General features: G+C 73.2%; 14 protein-coding genes. 3 read left to right on the top strand and 11 right to left on the bottom strand.

Going from position 1 to position 14,957, the window contains the following annotated elements; genetic code table 11:
- The coding region (locus ABFX54_RS17110) for a serine/threonine-protein kinase (protein WP_346105891.1) at positions 1 to 964 on the bottom strand (964 nt) is incomplete at its 3' end.
- 149 nt (positions 965 to 1,113) lie between these two features.
- On the opposite strand from ABFX54_RS17110, the gene ABFX54_RS17105 reads away from it, so the two are divergent.
- Positions 1,114 to 1,989 carry a hypothetical protein gene (locus ABFX54_RS17105; protein ID WP_346105889.1) on the top strand — a complete coding sequence of 292 codons (876 nt, stop codon included), beginning with the start codon at positions 1,114 to 1,116 and terminating at the stop codon, positions 1,987 to 1,989.
- A gap of 117 nt (positions 1,990 to 2,106) precedes the next feature.
- A complete protein-coding gene (locus tag ABFX54_RS17100) occupies positions 2,107 to 4,791 on the top strand; it encodes an ATP-binding protein (protein ID WP_346105887.1) in 2,685 nt (894 codons plus the stop codon).
- Here ABFX54_RS17100 and atpE read toward each other — a convergent pair.
- Positions 4,769 to 5,002 (bottom strand): ATP synthase F0 subunit C, encoded by a 234-nt coding sequence (gene atpE, locus ABFX54_RS17095; RefSeq protein ID WP_346105885.1) that lies wholly within the window; start codon positions 5,000 to 5,002, stop codon positions 4,769 to 4,771. The two genes, ABFX54_RS17100 and atpE, sit on opposite strands and share 23 nt — an antisense overlap.
- A 149-nt stretch (positions 5,003 to 5,151) precedes the next feature.
- Positions 5,152 to 5,730, bottom strand: coding sequence for a dihydrofolate reductase family protein (locus ABFX54_RS17090; RefSeq protein WP_346105883.1), 579 nt, complete (start codon positions 5,728 to 5,730; stop codon positions 5,152 to 5,154).
- A gap of 287 nt (positions 5,731 to 6,017) precedes the next feature.
- Between ABFX54_RS17090 and ABFX54_RS17085 the strand changes: the two genes are divergently transcribed.
- The gene (locus ABFX54_RS17085) at positions 6,018 to 6,521 is read left to right on the top strand and encodes a DoxX family protein (RefSeq protein WP_346105881.1); all 504 of its coding nucleotides are present in this window, start codon (positions 6,018 to 6,020) and stop codon (positions 6,519 to 6,521) included.
- 119 nt (positions 6,522 to 6,640) lie between these two features.
- On the opposite strand, the gene ABFX54_RS17080 is transcribed toward ABFX54_RS17085, so the two are convergent.
- From ABFX54_RS17080 to ABFX54_RS17045, 8 genes are all read right to left on the bottom strand, one after another.
- Positions 6,641 to 7,789 carry an NAD(P)/FAD-dependent oxidoreductase gene (locus tag ABFX54_RS17080; RefSeq protein WP_346105880.1) on the bottom strand — a complete coding sequence of 383 codons (1,149 nt, stop codon included), beginning with the start codon at positions 7,787 to 7,789 and terminating at the stop codon, positions 6,641 to 6,643.
- Between the two features lie 93 nt (positions 7,790 to 7,882).
- A complete protein-coding gene (sigJ, locus tag ABFX54_RS17075; protein ID WP_346105878.1) occupies positions 7,883 to 8,752 on the bottom strand; it encodes an RNA polymerase sigma factor SigJ in 870 nt (289 codons plus the stop codon).
- Positions 8,753 to 8,797: 45 nt separating this feature from the next.
- Positions 8,798 to 9,739 carry a GlxA family transcriptional regulator gene (locus tag ABFX54_RS17070; RefSeq protein ID WP_346105876.1) on the bottom strand — a complete coding sequence of 314 codons (942 nt, stop codon included), beginning with the start codon at positions 9,737 to 9,739 and terminating at the stop codon, positions 8,798 to 8,800.
- Between the two features lie 150 nt (positions 9,740 to 9,889).
- Positions 9,890 to 10,765, bottom strand: coding sequence for an aldehyde dehydrogenase family protein (locus ABFX54_RS17065; RefSeq protein ID WP_346105875.1), 876 nt, complete (start codon positions 10,763 to 10,765; stop codon positions 9,890 to 9,892).
- The gene (locus ABFX54_RS17060) at positions 10,758 to 12,185 is read right to left on the bottom strand and encodes an aldehyde dehydrogenase family protein (protein ID WP_346105897.1); all 1,428 of its coding nucleotides are present in this window, start codon (positions 12,183 to 12,185) and stop codon (positions 10,758 to 10,760) included. The genes ABFX54_RS17065 and ABFX54_RS17060 overlap by 8 nt, the downstream gene beginning before the upstream one ends.
- 14 nt (positions 12,186 to 12,199) lie before the next feature.
- Positions 12,200 to 13,123, bottom strand: coding sequence for a deoxyribose-phosphate aldolase (gene deoC, locus ABFX54_RS17055; RefSeq protein ID WP_428834532.1), 924 nt, complete (start codon positions 13,121 to 13,123; stop codon positions 12,200 to 12,202).
- Positions 13,107 to 14,111 (bottom strand): ABC transporter permease, encoded by a 1,005-nt coding sequence (locus tag ABFX54_RS17050; RefSeq protein ID WP_346105871.1) that lies wholly within the window; start codon positions 14,109 to 14,111, stop codon positions 13,107 to 13,109. The genes deoC and ABFX54_RS17050 overlap by 17 nt, the downstream gene beginning before the upstream one ends.
- The coding region (locus ABFX54_RS17045) for an ATP-binding cassette domain-containing protein (RefSeq protein ID WP_346105869.1) at positions 14,108 to 14,957 on the bottom strand (850 nt) is incomplete at its 5' end. The genes ABFX54_RS17050 and ABFX54_RS17045, both read right to left, overlap by 4 nt.

Genomic DNA, 14,957 nt, shown 5'->3' with positions numbered 1-14,957 from the left:
GGGGGGGGGGGGGGGGGGGGGGCGGGGGGGGGGGGGGGGGGGGGGGGGGGCCGGGGGGGGGGGGGGGGGGGGGGGGGGGGGGCTTGAGCAGCGTGGCGCCGGCCACGGCCGCCATCGTGACGACCGCGGCCGCGGCGGTCGCCGCCGCCCCGATGAGGAGCGGCCGCCGCCCGTTCTCGCGCGGCGGCGCGGGCAGCGGCGCCATCGGCTCCTGGCCCTCCGCCACCCGCTGCAGCAGGTACGCCGCCGAACGCGGATCGGGACGTTCGTGCGGCTCGCGGGCCAGCATGCGCATGAGCACCGGCCCCAGGCTCCCGGCGCGGACCGGCGGCCGGGGCGGCAGGGTCAGCGCGTCACGCAGCACCGCCATGGGAGAGGTGCCGACGTAGGGGGCCTGGCCCTCGACGGCGGAGTACAGGGTGGCGGCCAGCGACCACAGGTCGGAGGCCGGGCCGCCGCGCTCGCCGCGCAGCCGTTCCGGGGCGATGTAGCCGGGCGAGCCGATGAGCAGGCCCGACTCGGTGATCGTGGCCAGGTCCTCCAGCCTGGCGATGCCGAAGTCGGTCAGCACTATCCGCCCGTCGTCGGACAGGAACACGTTGGCCGGCTTCACGTCGCGGTGCTGGATGCCGTGAGCGTGCGCGGTGGACAGCGCGTCCAGCACCCGCAGCCCGAGCGCCGCCACCCGCTCCGGCGCCCAGGGGCCCTCGGCGGCCACCGCGTCCTTCAGGTCGCGGCCCTTCAGCAGCTCCATGACGATCCAGGGCATGCCGTTATGGGTGAGCACGTCGTGGATCTTGATGATCTCGGGATGGCGCAGCTGGGCGGCGGCCTGGGCCTCGCGGGTCGAGCGTTGCAGCGCCTCCTCGCGCTCGGCGGGGGAGAGCGAATCGGGGAGCCGTACCTCCTTGATCGCGACCTCGCGGTCGAGGAGTTCGTCGTGGGCGTGCCAGATGGTCCCCATGCCTCCTTGACCGAGCGCTCCGAGCACGCGGTAGCGGGAGGCGATTCTCTCTTCCGGAAGTCCAGGCACAATGGCAACAGTATTGAGACCCCCTTTCACTTCGCTATATTTCGCCCCAATCCCTGTGACGACCGACCCACGGAGCGAATATGACCACAGGACCTCCCGTGCCTCCCGCGTCGTACTGGCCGGACGGGGGCAGCACGCGGCCGGCGACGTCGAAGCCGCCGGGCTGGGCGGTGGGCATCATGTCCGCGTCCGCGGTGGTGGCGCTGATCGGCGGCGTGGTCCTCGCCACGCGCGACGCGGGCGGCGGCACGCCCATCGCGGAGCCTCCCGCCAAGGTGGACCTTCCCGTCACCCCGCCCACCGACCGGCCGTCCCCTGGGCCTTCGCTGGATCCCCCGTCCTCCGCCCCGGAGCGGACCGCAGAGGCATCCCCCTCCGCGACCGCCACCTCCACCTTCGCGCCGGTCGCGGACGTGCCCGAGGTGTGCGACATGCTGCCGGAGAGCCTGACGTCGCGGCTGGCGCCCAAGAGCGCGTCGGCGCCGGGCGTCGCCAAGGACGGCTACGGCGCCAAGCGGAAGGACTGCCGGTGGGACCAGAAGGGGTACCACATGGTGGGCGGCTACAACCTGTCGCGGTCGATCAACGTCAAGGTCAACGCCTTCCAGGATCATGACAACGCCCTGGAGGACGCCGACTTCATGTGGGACTCGATGCGCGACTTCTCCGGGCAGACGCGAGAAGATCCGTACAACACGAAATATGGGGAGATCAAGGAGGTCTCCGGGCTGGGCGACGCGGCGTACATGATCTACAGCGAGCACACCGTCCGGCGCACCGCGACCGCCTGGATCTACGTCGTCCGGGGGAACGCGACGCTCGACATCAGGTTCACCGGCGTCGACAACAAGGGCCGCGAGATCCTCTCCAACGAGAACAGCCGGCCGGTGCCGGAGGAGGAGATGCTCAAGGGCGTGGAGGAGATCGCCAAGGAGGTCCTCAAGGGCCTGTCCTGACCGAACCCCCCTGGCCGATCCGGCCGCTTCTCATGACCGGTGTACGGTGCGTCGCCAGGCGGCGGGATAGCATGACATTGCCTTCCTGATCCACCGCACGATCGCGGGGATGTGTTCATGCCCTCAGGAGCACGCGACGGCCCCGAGACGGTCCGTCCTACGCCCGAGTCCGACCTGGGTGTGCTGTTACGCGCCTGGAGGGAGCGGGCGCTGCTGACCCAGGACCAGCTTGCCGCGCGGGCGGGGCTCAACGTCCGTACGGTGCGCCGGCTGGAGACCGGCGAGTTGCGCCGCCCGCGCAGTGCCTCGGTGCGCCTGCTGGCGGAGGCGCTCGACCTGGGCGAGGCGGACCTGGCGACGTTGAAACGCCTCGCGGCCGGCGATCCGCGCACCCCGCGCGGGGCCTGGACGCCGCCGCACCAACTGCCCGCCGACGCGGCCGCCTTCGTCGGCCGCACCCGCGAACTGGCCCTCGTCAGCGCGACGCACCACCCCGCAGATCGTGCGGAGATGGCGGGCACGGTGGACCACGCGGGCACGACGGGCGCGGCGGACCCCGTGGGCAGGGCGGGGATGGCGATGGTCGTCGCCATCGACGGCATGGCGGGCGTCGGGAAGACCGCGCTTGCCGTGCACGCCGCCCACCGCGTGGCCGCTCGCTTCCCCGACGGTGACCTGTTCATGGACCTGCACGGTCACACCCAGGGGGTGCCGGCGGCCGACCCGGCGCAGACGCTGGCCCGCCTGCTGGAGGCGCTGGGCGTCCCCGGGGAGGCGGTCCCCCAGGACGCCGGCGACCGGGCCGCCCTCTATCGCAGCATCCTGGCCGACAGGAAGATGCTGATCGTGCTGGACAACGCCGCCGACGAGGCCCAGGTCAGTCCGCTGCTGCCGGGCGCGGGGGGCTCGCTGGTGCTGATCACGAGCAGGCGGCGGCTGGTCGGCCTGGACGAGGCCAGGACGATCTCGGTGGACGTCCTGCCGGTCGCGGAGGCGATCGCGCTGTTCACCGGCACCGCGGGCGAGGAGCGGGTGGCGGGCGCGTCGCGGGAGGTGCTGGCCGAGGTCGTACGGCGGTGCGGCCTGCTGCCGCTGGCGATCCGGCTGGCCGCGGCCCGGCTGAAGGCCCATCCCGCCTGGAGCGTGCGGCATCTGCTCGAACGCCTGGAGGAGCACCAGCGGCTGCTGAGCGAGCTGCACGCGGGCCGGCGCAGCATCGCCGCCGCGCTCGACCTGTCCTACCGGGAGCTCAGCGGCGCCGAGCAGCGCGCGTACCGGCTGCTGGCCCTGCACCCGGGGGCCGACATCGCGGCCGAGGCCGCCGCCGCGCTGCTGGCCGTCCCCGCCGCCCGCGCCACCGCGACCCTGGACCGGCTGCTGGAGGCGCACCTCCTGCAAGAGCCCAATCCGGGCCGCTACCGCTTCCACGACCTGGTCCGCGCCCACGGCGCCGAGCGGGTGGCCGGCGAGCCGGAGACCGATCGGCGCGCCGCCATGACCAGGCTGCTCGACCACTACGGCCGGGCCGCGTCGGCCGCGACGGACCTGCTCTACCCCTATGACCCCAGCCCGCCCCCGCCCCGCCCCTCCGGCACGGCCCGGTTCGGAGCGCCCTTGTCCAAAGCGGTCGCACCCGGCCGAGCCCCAGCCGGCGTGGCCATGCCGGACGCGGGCGCGGCCACCGCGTGGCTGGACGCCGAGCTGCCCAATCTGCTCGCCCTCGCCCAGCACGCCGCCGACCACGACTTCCCCGGCCATCTCCAGCACCTGTCCGCCACCCTGCACCGGTGCCTGCGCGGCCGGGGCCGTAACGCCGAGGCCGAGTCCCTGCACGCGCGGGCCCTGTCCGCCGCCCGCGACCTGGGCGACAGCGCGGGGGAGATGGAGGCGCTGCTGCGGCTGGGCGAGATCAGGAGCGTGTCCAGCCGGTACGAGGCCGCCGTCGCCGACACCACGGACGCCCTGCGGATCGCCCGCGCCATCGGCGCCGAGGCCGGCGAGCTGCGCGCCCTGTACGGCCTGGGCGTCAGCACCGGCTCCCGGGGCCGGTTCCCCGAGGCCGTGGCGTACTACACCCGTGCCCTGGAGATCGCCCGGACCATCGGGCACCGTACCGGTGAGCTGGACGCGCTGATCGGCTTCGGCAACGCGCACCGGGCGATGGGGGAGCCCGAGCAGGCGGCCCGCGCGCTGACCCGGGCGCTGGAGATCGCCCGCGTCACCGGCCACCGCATCGGCGAGCTGCGCGCGCTGAACGGTCTCGGCCGCATCCACCTCGCGGCCGGCGACCACGGGGCCGCAGCCGCCTGCCTGGGCCGGGCCCTCGACCTGGCCCGCGCCACCGGCCACCGGCTGGGCGAGCTCAGCGGCCTGACCGCGCTCGGCCTCCTGCACCGCGGCCAGGGACGGCTTGAGGCGGCCGTGGGCTGCTACCGGCGGGTCCTTGAGATCGCGAGTGAGATCGGCAATCGCAACTGGCAGTTCGAGGCCATCCACGGCCTCGGCCGGCTGCACCACGACCTCGGCCGCCCCGGCGAGGCGCTGGAGAGCCACCGTACGGCCCTGGCGCTGGCCTCCGACCTGGGCCAGCGCGGCGACCAGGCCCGCGCCCACGACGGCCTGGCCTGCGCCGGTGCCGCACTCGGCCGCCCCGACCTGGCTCGCCACCACTGGTCCCAGGCCCTGGCCATCCTGACCGGCCTCGGCGCCGACCGCGCCGAGGAGGCCGGCGTCGACGCGGAGAGCATCCGCGCCCGCCTGGCCGAAGTGAGGCCGGAGGTCACTCCACGTACCGGAAGATGAACGGCGCCACCAGCCCGATGAGGGCGAGCGCCTCGGTGAGGACGAAACCCAGGAGCATGTTCTGGCGAATGAGTCCGTACGCCTCGGGCTGACGCGCGATGGCCTGCACGCCCTGGCCGAAGATGATGCCGACGCCGATTCCCGGCCCTATCGCGGCCAGGCCGTAACCGATGGCTGTGACGTTGCCGGAGATTTCCGCGAGAAACCGCACCCTGCCGCCCTTTCGCTGCCGGAGGAAGTGAAATGCGCTTAATGGCAGTTGATCTCGGGGAGGCGGGATGTGACATATTCGCCGACGCCAATTTTCCGGCGAACATGTCGTCGAACGCCCCGATGGACAGAAGCCTGCCGATAGGGAACTCAGCGGCGGACGCGGTATCGCAGGTGCAGCACCCGGTCGCCCCGGATCACCGTGTGCGGATCCTCCAGCAGGTGCTGGGCGTCGATCGGCCCGAAGTAGCGCCGGCCAGAGCCGAAAACCACGGGCACCACGTCCATCGCCACCTCGTCCACCAGGCCGAGCGCGAGTGCCTGGCCGCCGACGTCGCCGGCCGCCACGGCGACCGTGCGCTCGCCGGCCAGCTCCGCGGCCTTGGCCACCGCCTGCGCCACGTCGCCGATGAAATGGTACGACGCCTCGGGGTGCCATCCTTCCGGCTTGGGCCGGTGCGACACGACGACCACGTGGTCACCCGCCGCCGGCCTGCCCTCCCAGCCGTTGGTGAGGTCGAACAGCCGTCGCCCGATCACCATCGACCCGATGCCCTCCCAGACCGGCCGGACGTAGCCGGCCGAGGCCCGCGAGACCTTGAACGGGCCGCCTTCGACGAGGTCGGCGTCGCCGTTGAAGTACCAGTCGAACAGCGGGCCGACCTCGTCCTTCGCATCGGCGATGAAACCGTCGACCGAAACGACGTTGTGCATGATGACCGTGCTCATTCGCATCTCCTTTGCGCCGTGTTCCGCTCTCACCAGGGCGTCGAACGGAGGAACGCCGGATCGACATCCGGCGCGACGAATTTCGGAGAATTCTTTCCGGAGGCGGCACCGAGTGCGGCGGAAAGGCTCCCCTAGGGGTGATTCCCGAGGCCTGGGGTGGTACGCGCGACCCCCGGCGTACATGCGAAGACGTAGGCTGACTGCCTCCCTCAGCCTGACGTTTCCCGGCGCCGGTTTCGCGACGCTGAACGCAGACGAAATCGACGACCTCGACGAAGGAGCCCGGGATGAACGCCGCCATCGACACCATGATCTCCAGACTGGCCGCCTGGCTGAGCCGGCACAGCATCGACGTCCTGCGCGTCAGCCTCGGGCTGGTCTTCGTGGCCTTCGGCACGCTCAAGTTCTTCCCAGGAGTCAGCCCGGCGGAGGCCCTGTCCGTGGCCACGCTGGAGAAGCTGTCCCTGGGCCTGCTGTCGGGCTACGCGGCGCAGGCCGTGATCGCCGCCATGGAGGTCTTCATCGGCCTCACGCTGGTGACCGGCAAGCTGCTCAAGACCGGCCTCGTGGTGCTGATCGGCGCGCTGGCCGGGTTCTTCGCCCCGTACGCGCTCTTCTTCACCGACCTGTTCCCCGGCGCCCCGACGCTGGAGGCGCAGTACATCTTCAAGGACATCGTCCTGGCCGCCGCGGCCATGGTGATCGCGGCCCGCGCGCTGGGCGCCCGCCTGGTCCCGGTCCGCGAGCCCCAGGAGCGGGTTCACGACCTCCGGCAGCGGGCAGCGGCCTAGGCGACAGGACGCGGCGGTGCCTTCCGGACCTGGTCCGGGGAGCGCCGCCCCGCTTCCCGGCGGCCCGGCGACGTGCTCGCCGGGCACTTCACCGTGATGGACTTCGACCCCGCGCTGCTCTACGCCGCCGAGCTGGACGCCTTGACCGGCGCGGACGACGGGCGCGACGAGCCCTTGACCCACAGGTAGCTGCCGGGACGGCGACGCTCCAGCCGCAGCGACCCGACCGTGAACCGGCACACCAGCTCCTTCACCCAGGCGGCCACCCGGCCGCTCAGGATCCACTCCACCGGCGAGTCGTCGGCCCTGACGAACTGGATCAGCCCGTCGCGCCGCCCCAGGCTGACGCACTGGATCAGGTACCGGAACCGGAACGGCCGCGCGGCCCGGCCGGCGGCCCTGGCGTTGACGACGTCGGCCGCGTGCGCCGCGATCGGCATCCCGGCCGCGCACGACATCCGGGACGTCCCGCCGGTCACTTGCACGGCCGCCGCGTCGCCGACCACGTACACCTCGGGATGCGACACCGACCGGAGCGTCTCGTCCACCAGCGCCCGCCCGCGCGAATCCACGGCCAGCCCCGCCTCGGCGGCCAGCGGTGGCACCACGAACGACGCCGCCCAGACCACCACGTCGGCCGCCACGTCGCCCCGATCCGTCCTGACCACGCCGGGGCCGGCGCCCGTCGCCCGCGTCGCCGCGTGCGTGCTTACGCCGAGCCGGGTCAGGGTGCGGGCCAGATGCCGCCTGCCCTTCCCCGACAGGCCGGCGCCCGGCTCGCCGCCGGTGACCAGCGCCACCTGCCAGGACGGATAGCTCTCGGCCAGCTCCGCGGCCATCTCGACGCCGGTCAGCCCGCCGCCGACCACGGCCACCCGGCCGCCGCCCCCTTCGAGCCGGGTGCGCAGCTCGGCAGCCGTCTCGGCGGTGTAGGCGTGCTCGGCGACGCCGGGGGCGCTCACGTCGGTCCCGCTGCCGAGGGCGTACACGAGCGTGTCGTACGGGAAGACGCGCCCGTCGTCCGTGCGCACCCGCCGCGCTTGGAGGTCGATGCCGCTCACCCGCGCCTGGACCGTGGCGATGCCGGTGCCTCTGGTCAGCTCGGCCAGCGGGATCGTCACGCCGGGCCGTCCCGCCGCCAGCTCGTGCAGCCTGATCCGCTGCTTGAACGACGAGTCCGCGCTGATCAGGGTGATCCGGTGGCCGCGGTCCAGCCGCAGCGCCGTCGTGAGACCCGCGTAGCCCGCTCCGATGACCAGGATGTCCATATCCGCCTCCTTGAGAATCTCAACTGCGGGACAGACGGCACGGCGCGGGAGAACGTGAGCGTGAGACGTGTCACACCCAGTGAGCCGGCCGGGTCACACCCCGGCCAGCTTGGCCGGGTTCCGTACGTGGAGCACCTCGGTGATGCGCCCGTCGGCGACGGTGAAGGCCAGCACGGAGTCCACCGTGCCGTCGGCGTTCCTGACCACCACGCCGGGAGCGCCGTTGACCTCGGCCAGCTCGGAGGTCATGCCCGCGTACCAGCGCTCGATCACGCCCCGCACCAGCATGGTCACCCGCCGCGCCCCCACCACGGGCACCAGCGCCGCGCCGACCACGCCGCCGCCGTCGGCCCGCCACACCACGTCGGGGTCGAGCACCGCGACCAGCCCGCGCAGGTCGCCGGTGACCGCGGCGGCGGTGAACGCCGCCACCGCCTTACGGTGGGCCACCCGGTCGCCGGAGCGGCGCGGCGCGTACTCGCGCACCCGCCCGCGCGCCCGCGAGGCGAGCTGCCGCACCGCCTCGTCACTGCGCCCGAGCACACGGGCGATCTCGTCGAACGGCACCGCGAACACGTCGTGCAGCACGAACGCGACCCGCTCGGCCGCCGACAGCCGCTCCAGCACGGCCAGCAGGGCCAGGCTGACCGATTCGTCCATGGTGGCCCGGTCTTCCGGGCCCGGCTCCCGCACCACCGGCTCGGGCAGCCACTCCCCGACGTACGACTCGCGCCGCGCCCGGGCGGAGGTGAGCGCGTCGTAGCAGATCCGGCTCACGGTCGTGGTCAGATAGGCGCGCACGTCCTCGACGACGCCGGGATCCGCCCGCTGCCAGCGCAGCCACGCCTCCTGGAGCGCGTCGTCGGCGTCGGCGCGGGTGCCCGTGATCCGGTACGCCACCCCCCACAGGTGGGAGCGGTGGGCCTCGAACGCCGCCAGCCGTGCGGCTTCACCATCCTGCACGAGGCCCACCCTGGGTCCGGACAGCGGAGCACGTCAACTCGCCCCTCATGAGCCGAAGGCGCGCCGGTAGGCGGCGGGGCTGACGCCGGTCGTCTTCTTGAACCGGTCGCGGAAGGCGGTCGGCGAGCCGAAGCCGACCTGGGCGCCGATGCGCTCGACGGGGTGGCGGGTGCTCTCCAGCAGGTGCTGCGCCTGCCGGATGCGGGCGCGGTGCAGCCACCGCAGCGGGGTCGTGCCGGTCTGCTCGCGGAAGCGGCGGATCAGCGTACGGGTGCTCATCCGGGCCTGGACCGAGATGTCGTCCAGCGTGAGAGGGCGGGCGAGGTTGTCCTGGAGCCAGGTGAGCAGCGGCTCCAGTTCGGCGCCCCGGGGCGTGACCTGGTGGTCGTGCGCGATGAACTGGGCCTGCCCGCCCTCGCGTTCCAGCGGCATGACCGACAGCCGGGCGGCGTCGGCGGCCACGGCCGAGCCGTAGTCGCGGCGGATCAGGTGCAGGCACAGGTCCAGCCCGGCGGCGGCGCCGGCCGAGGTGAGGAACTGGCCGTGGTCGACGTACAGGACGTCGGGGGCGACCTCCAGCCGCGGGTGGTCGGCGGCCAGCCGGTCGGCCAGGATCCAGTGGGTGGTCACCCGCAGGCCGTCCAGGAGCCCGGTCGCGGCCAGGGGGAACGCGCCGGAGCAGATGGAGGCCATGCGGGTGCCGTCCGCGGCGGCCGCGCGCAGCGCGCCGCGGACGGCGCCGGGCAGCGGATCGAACGGCGTCGCCGTGCCCGGCACGATGATCGTGTCCGCGCCCTTGAGCCCGTCGAGACCCCAGGGCGCGCGCAGCGTGAACGCCCCGGCGTCGATCTCCGGCCGCTGCGCGCACACCCGGATCCGGTAGCCGGGCCGGCCGTCGGGCAGCCGCGCCCGGCTGAAGGTCTCGATCGGGGTGGACAGGTCGAACGGGATCACCTGGTCGAGTGCGAGGACCGCGACGGTGTGCATGGCGCGAACCTACCTCCGCGCACGGCCGGTCCCGAGCCCGCCCTCGGCTGTGACCTGGCCAGAAAAGCCTGGCACTTTTCCGTTGGCAGCCGCCGTCAGCGCCGGGGCAGATGCTCAGTGGCGGCCGGCCTCCGGCGCCAGACCAGGTGCTCAGCGGCCGATCGGGTGCCAGACCGTCTTGATCTCCAGGAACGGGCGGATCCGCGACAGCCCGGGATCGGCGTCGGCCCAGTCGTCGCGGCCCGGCCGCAGCACCCGCTTGAGCGTGCCGGCCGCCAGCTCCTCCAGCTCGGCCGCGAGAGCGCCGGCGCCGGTCAGGTCCAGGGCGTTCACGTCGGCGTGCCCGGCCAGCGGCGGGGCCAGCTCGGCGACGCGGCCGGTCAGGATGTTCGCCACGCCGCCCGGCAGGTCGGAGGTGGCCAGCGCCTCGGCCAGCGTCACGGCCGGCAGCGGGACGCGTTCGCCCGCCACCAGGACGGCCGTGTTGCCCGAGGTGATCACCGGCGCGAGCACCGACACGAGCCCGAGCAGCGAGGAGGAGGCGGGGGCGAGCACGCCCACGACGCCGGTCGGCTCGGGGTCCGAGACGTTGAAGTAGGGGCCGGACACCGGGTTCGCGCCGCCGAGCACCTGACCGATCTTGTCGGCCCACCCGGCGTAGTAGACCCAGCGGTCCACCGCCGCCGACACCAGCGCCTGCGCGCGGCCCGCCTTCACGCCCTCGGCCGCGGCCACCTCGGCGGCGAACTGGTCGCGCCGCCCCTCCATCATCTCGGCGATCCGGTAGAGGATCTGCCCCCGGTTGTACGCGGTCCGCCCCGACCAGCCCGGGAACGCCTTCCGCGCCGCCACCACGGCGTCGCGCACGTCCTTGCGCGAGGCCAGGGCCGCGTTGGCGAGGTGATCTCCGGCCGCGGACGTCACGGGATACGACCTCCCTGATTCCGAGCGCGGGAACGCGCCGCCGATGTAGAGCTTGTACGTCCTGCGCACGCCGACCCGCGCCACCGTCGTCGTCTCACCCACGGAGATACGCCTCCAACCCGATCAATCCGCCCTCGCGGCCGTATCCCGACTCCTTGTAACCGCCGAACGGGCTGGCCGGGTCGAACACGTTGAACGTGTTGGACCACACCACCCCGGCCCGCAGCCGGGCCGCGGTCCACAACATCAGCGAGCCCTTCTCCGTCCACACCCCCGCCGACAGCCCGTACGGCGTGTTGTTCGCCTTGGCCACGGCCTCCTCCGGCGTTCGGAAGGTGAGCACCGACAGCACCGGCCCGAAGATCTCCTCGCGGGCGATCCGGTGCGCCTGCGTGACGCCGGTGAACACGGTGGGCGGGAACCAGTAGCCGCGCTCGGGCAGCGCGCAGGCCGGCGACCAGCTCGTGGCGCCCTCGGCCTCCCCCGCGGCGGACAGCTCGCGGATCCTGGCGAGCTGGGCGGCCGAGTTGATCGCCCCGATGTCGGTGTTCTTGTCCAGCGGGTCGCCGAGCCGCAGCCGCCCGATCCTGGCGCGCAGCCGGGCCGGCAGCTCCTCGGCGATCGACTCCTGTACCAGCAGCCGCGAGCCCGCGCAGCACACGTGGCCCTGGTTGAAGAAGATGCCGGTGACGATCCCCTCGACGGCCTGGTCGAGTGCGGCGTCGTCGTAGACGATGTTGGCGCCCTTGCCGCCCAGTTCGAGGGTGAGCCGCTTGTCCGTGCCCGCCACCGCGCGGGCGATCTGCCGGCCCACCTCGGTCGAGCCGGTGAAGGCCACCTTGTCGGCGTCCGGGTGGGAGACCACGGCCCGGCCGGTGTCGCCGGCGCCGGTCACGATGTTGACCACGCCGGGCGGCAGCTCCGCCTCCTGGCAGATCTCGGCGAAGGCCAGCGCCGTCAGCGGCGTGGTCTCGGCCGGTTTGAGCACGACCGTGTTCCCGGTGGCCAGCGCGGGCGCGACCTTCCACGCCAGCATCAGCAGCGGGAAGTTCCACGGGATGACCTGCGCGGCCACGCCCAGCGGCCGGGCGCCGCCGAACCCCGCGTGGGCCAGTTTGTCCGCCCAGCCGGCGTAGTAGAAGAAGTGGGCCGCGACCAGGGGCAGATCGACGTCCCTCGTCTCCTTGATCGGTTTGCCGTTGTCCAGCGACTCCAGCACGGCCAGCTCGCGGGCACGTTCCTGGATGATGCGGGCGATGCGGAACAGGTACTTGCCGCGCTCGGCGCCCGGCAGCGACGACCAGACGGTCTCGTACGCCCGCCGCGCCGCGGCGAACGCCCGCTCCACGTCGGCCTCGCCGGCGGCGGCCACCTCGGAGAGCGGCTCCTCGTCGGCCGGGTTGACGGTGACGATGCGCTCGTCGCTCTTGGCCTCGACGAACTCCCCGTCGATGAACAGGTCGTACGACGGCCGGACGGACACGATGGAACGTGACTCCGGCGCGGGCGCGTACTCGAAGATCTCCACGCCTCTCCCTAGTCGATGGTGTAGTAGTCGGGCCCGGAGTAGTGCCCGGTGGCGAGCTTGGTGCGCTGCATGAGCAGGTCGTTCAGCAGCGTCGACGCGCCGAGCCGGAACCAGGCGGGGTCCAGCCAGTCGTCCCCGGCGATCTCCTTGACCAGCACCAGGTAGCGGATGGCGTCCTTGGTGGTACGGATGCCGCCGGCCGGCTTCACCCCGGCCTGCCGCCCGGTCGCGGCCCGGTAGTCCCTGACCGCCTCCAGCATGATCAGCGTGACCGGCAGCGTGGCGGCGGGGGAGACCTTGCCCGTCGAGGTCTTGATGAAGTCGGCCCCGGCGTGCAGCGCCAGCCAGGACGCCCGGCGCACGTTGTCGTAGGTGACCAGCTCGCCGGTCTCCAGGATGACCTTCAGGTGCGCCTGGCCGCACTGCTCCTTGACGGCGGTGATCTCGTCGAAGACCTTGCCGTGGTCGCCCGCCAGGAACGCCCCCCGGTCGATGACCATGTCGATCTCGGTGGCTCCGGCGGCCACCGCCGCGCGGGTGTCGGCCAGCTTGACCTCCAGCGACGTACGTCCTGCGGGGAAGCCGGTGGCGACCGAGGCGAGCCCGACGCCGGTGCCGGCCAGCGCCTGCGCGGCGGTGGCGATCATGTCGGGGTAGACGCAGAGCGCGGCCACCGAGGGCGCGGTGGGGTCGGCGGGATCGGGCCGCACGGCCTTGGCCGCCAGCGCGCGCACCTTGCCGGGGGTGTCCGAGCCTTCCAGCGTGGTCAGGTCGACCATCCGGATGGCCAGGTCGATCGCCTGCCGCTTCGCGGTCGTCTTGATCGACCGGGTGGCCAGATCGGCGGCCCTGCGGGCCACGCCGACCTCGTCCACACCGGGCAAACCGTGCAGAAAGCCCTTAAGGGACAGAGTGTCAGGCACGGGCGCCACGCCTTTCGATGAGCAGGTTGAGCACAAGGGCGACCAGCAGGATGAGACCGGTCACCACCATCTGGAAGAAGGAGCCGAGGCCGAGCAGGTTGCACAGGTTCCGCAGCACCGACAGCAGCAGCACGGCCACGAACGTGCCGAACACGCCGCCCCGCCCGCCGAACAGGTTGGTGCCGCCGAGCACCACGGCCGCGATGGCGTCCAGTTCCAGCCCGTTGAACGCGGTGGGCTGGCCCACGGTCAGGCGGGAGGTGAGCAGCACCCCGGCCAGCGCGGCCAGCCCGCCCGACACGGCGAACACGGTCGTGATCACCCCGCGCACCGGCAGCCCGGACAGCCGGGCCGCCTCCTTGTTGCTGCCGACCGCGTAGACGTACTCGCCGAACGTGGTGCCGCGCAGGATCCCGGCGGCGAGCAGGGTGACCATCACGAAGATGATCCCGACGATCGGCACGTAACCGATGAACCCGCCGCCGAGCAGCTGGAACGTCTCAGACCCGCCGGCCTCGGCCGGCTTGCCGTCGGTCAGCAGGAACGTGAGCCCGCGCACGGCGGTGAGCCCGGCCAGCGTGGTCATGAACGACGGCAGCGTCAGGTACGCCGACATCCCGCCCATGAACGCGCCGAACGCCGCCCCGGCGACGATGCTGAGCAGGATCGCCGGCAGGACCGGCACGCCCGAGGTCATGAGCAGCGCGACCGTCATCCCGCCGAAGGCCGCCACGCTGCCCACGGACAGGTCGATGCCCGCCGTCAGCACCACCATGGTCATGCCGATGGCGACGATCCCGGTCAGCGACGACTGCTGCAGCAGGTTGGCGATGTTGCGGCCGGTGAGGAACTGCGGGGCCAGCAGCGAGGCGACCACGCACAGCCCGAGGAAGACCAGCAGCAGATTGGACTTGACGATCAGGTCGGCGCCGCGGCGCGAGCGCGTGCCGCGTTCCCCCGTGGCCGTGGTCACCGAGGATCCGATGGATGCGGTCATGGTGTCGCTCCTGTGATGACGGTGTGCGCGATGACGTTCTCGGCGCTGACCCGGGGATCGAAGCGCGCGACGTTGCGGCCCTCGTACAGGACCTGGATCCGGTCGGCGTTGGCGGTCAGCTCGTTGAGCTCGCTGCTGGCGAGCAGGACGGCAACGCCCTGGTCGGCGAGGTGACGCACCTGGCGGTAGAGGTCGGCCTTGGCGCCCACGTCGAGCCCGCGCGTGGGTTCGTCCAGCAGCAGGACCCTGATGCCGCCGCGGGTGATCCACTTGGCCAGCACCACCTTCTGCTGGTTGCCGCCGGAGAGCTGGCCGACGAGCTGCCCCGGCCCGGCCGACCTGACGCCGAGGTCGGCCAGGGCGGGCGCGGTCAGGCGCCGTCCGAGCCGGCCGGGCAGCAGCCACGGCGGTTTGCCGAGGGCGCCGACGGCGGCGTTGCGGCTCACCGACAGGCCCAGCATCAGCCCCTGCTCCTTGCGGCTCTCCGGCACCAGCGCGAGCCCGGCCCGCACGGCCGCGGCCGGGCTGCCCGCCTTGAGCGGGCGGCCGTCCAGGCGGGCCGAGACCTGCGCCTTGATGTCGCCGAACAGCGCCCGCAGGAGTGTCGTGCGGCCCGCGCCGCCGAGCCCGGCGAGCCCGACCACCTCGCCTGGCCGCACCTCGATGCCGCGCACGTCGAGCAGCCCGGGTACGTGCACGCGTTCGACGCTCAGCAGCGGCTCGCCCTCGGGCGCGGGCCTGTCGGTGGCGCCGACGAGCTCCCCGGCCTCGCCGATCATGGCCGCGACGATCTCGTCCGCGCCGGTGACGGCCAGGTCGTAGACGCCGACCGCGGCGGCGGCCCGC

The sequence above is a fragment of the Nonomuraea maheshkhaliensis genome (assembly GCF_039529435.1).
Taxonomy (GTDB): domain Bacteria; phylum Actinomycetota; class Actinomycetes; order Streptosporangiales; family Streptosporangiaceae; genus Nonomuraea; species Nonomuraea maheshkhaliensis.
This window is presented reverse-complemented; position numbering and strand designations above follow the sequence as displayed.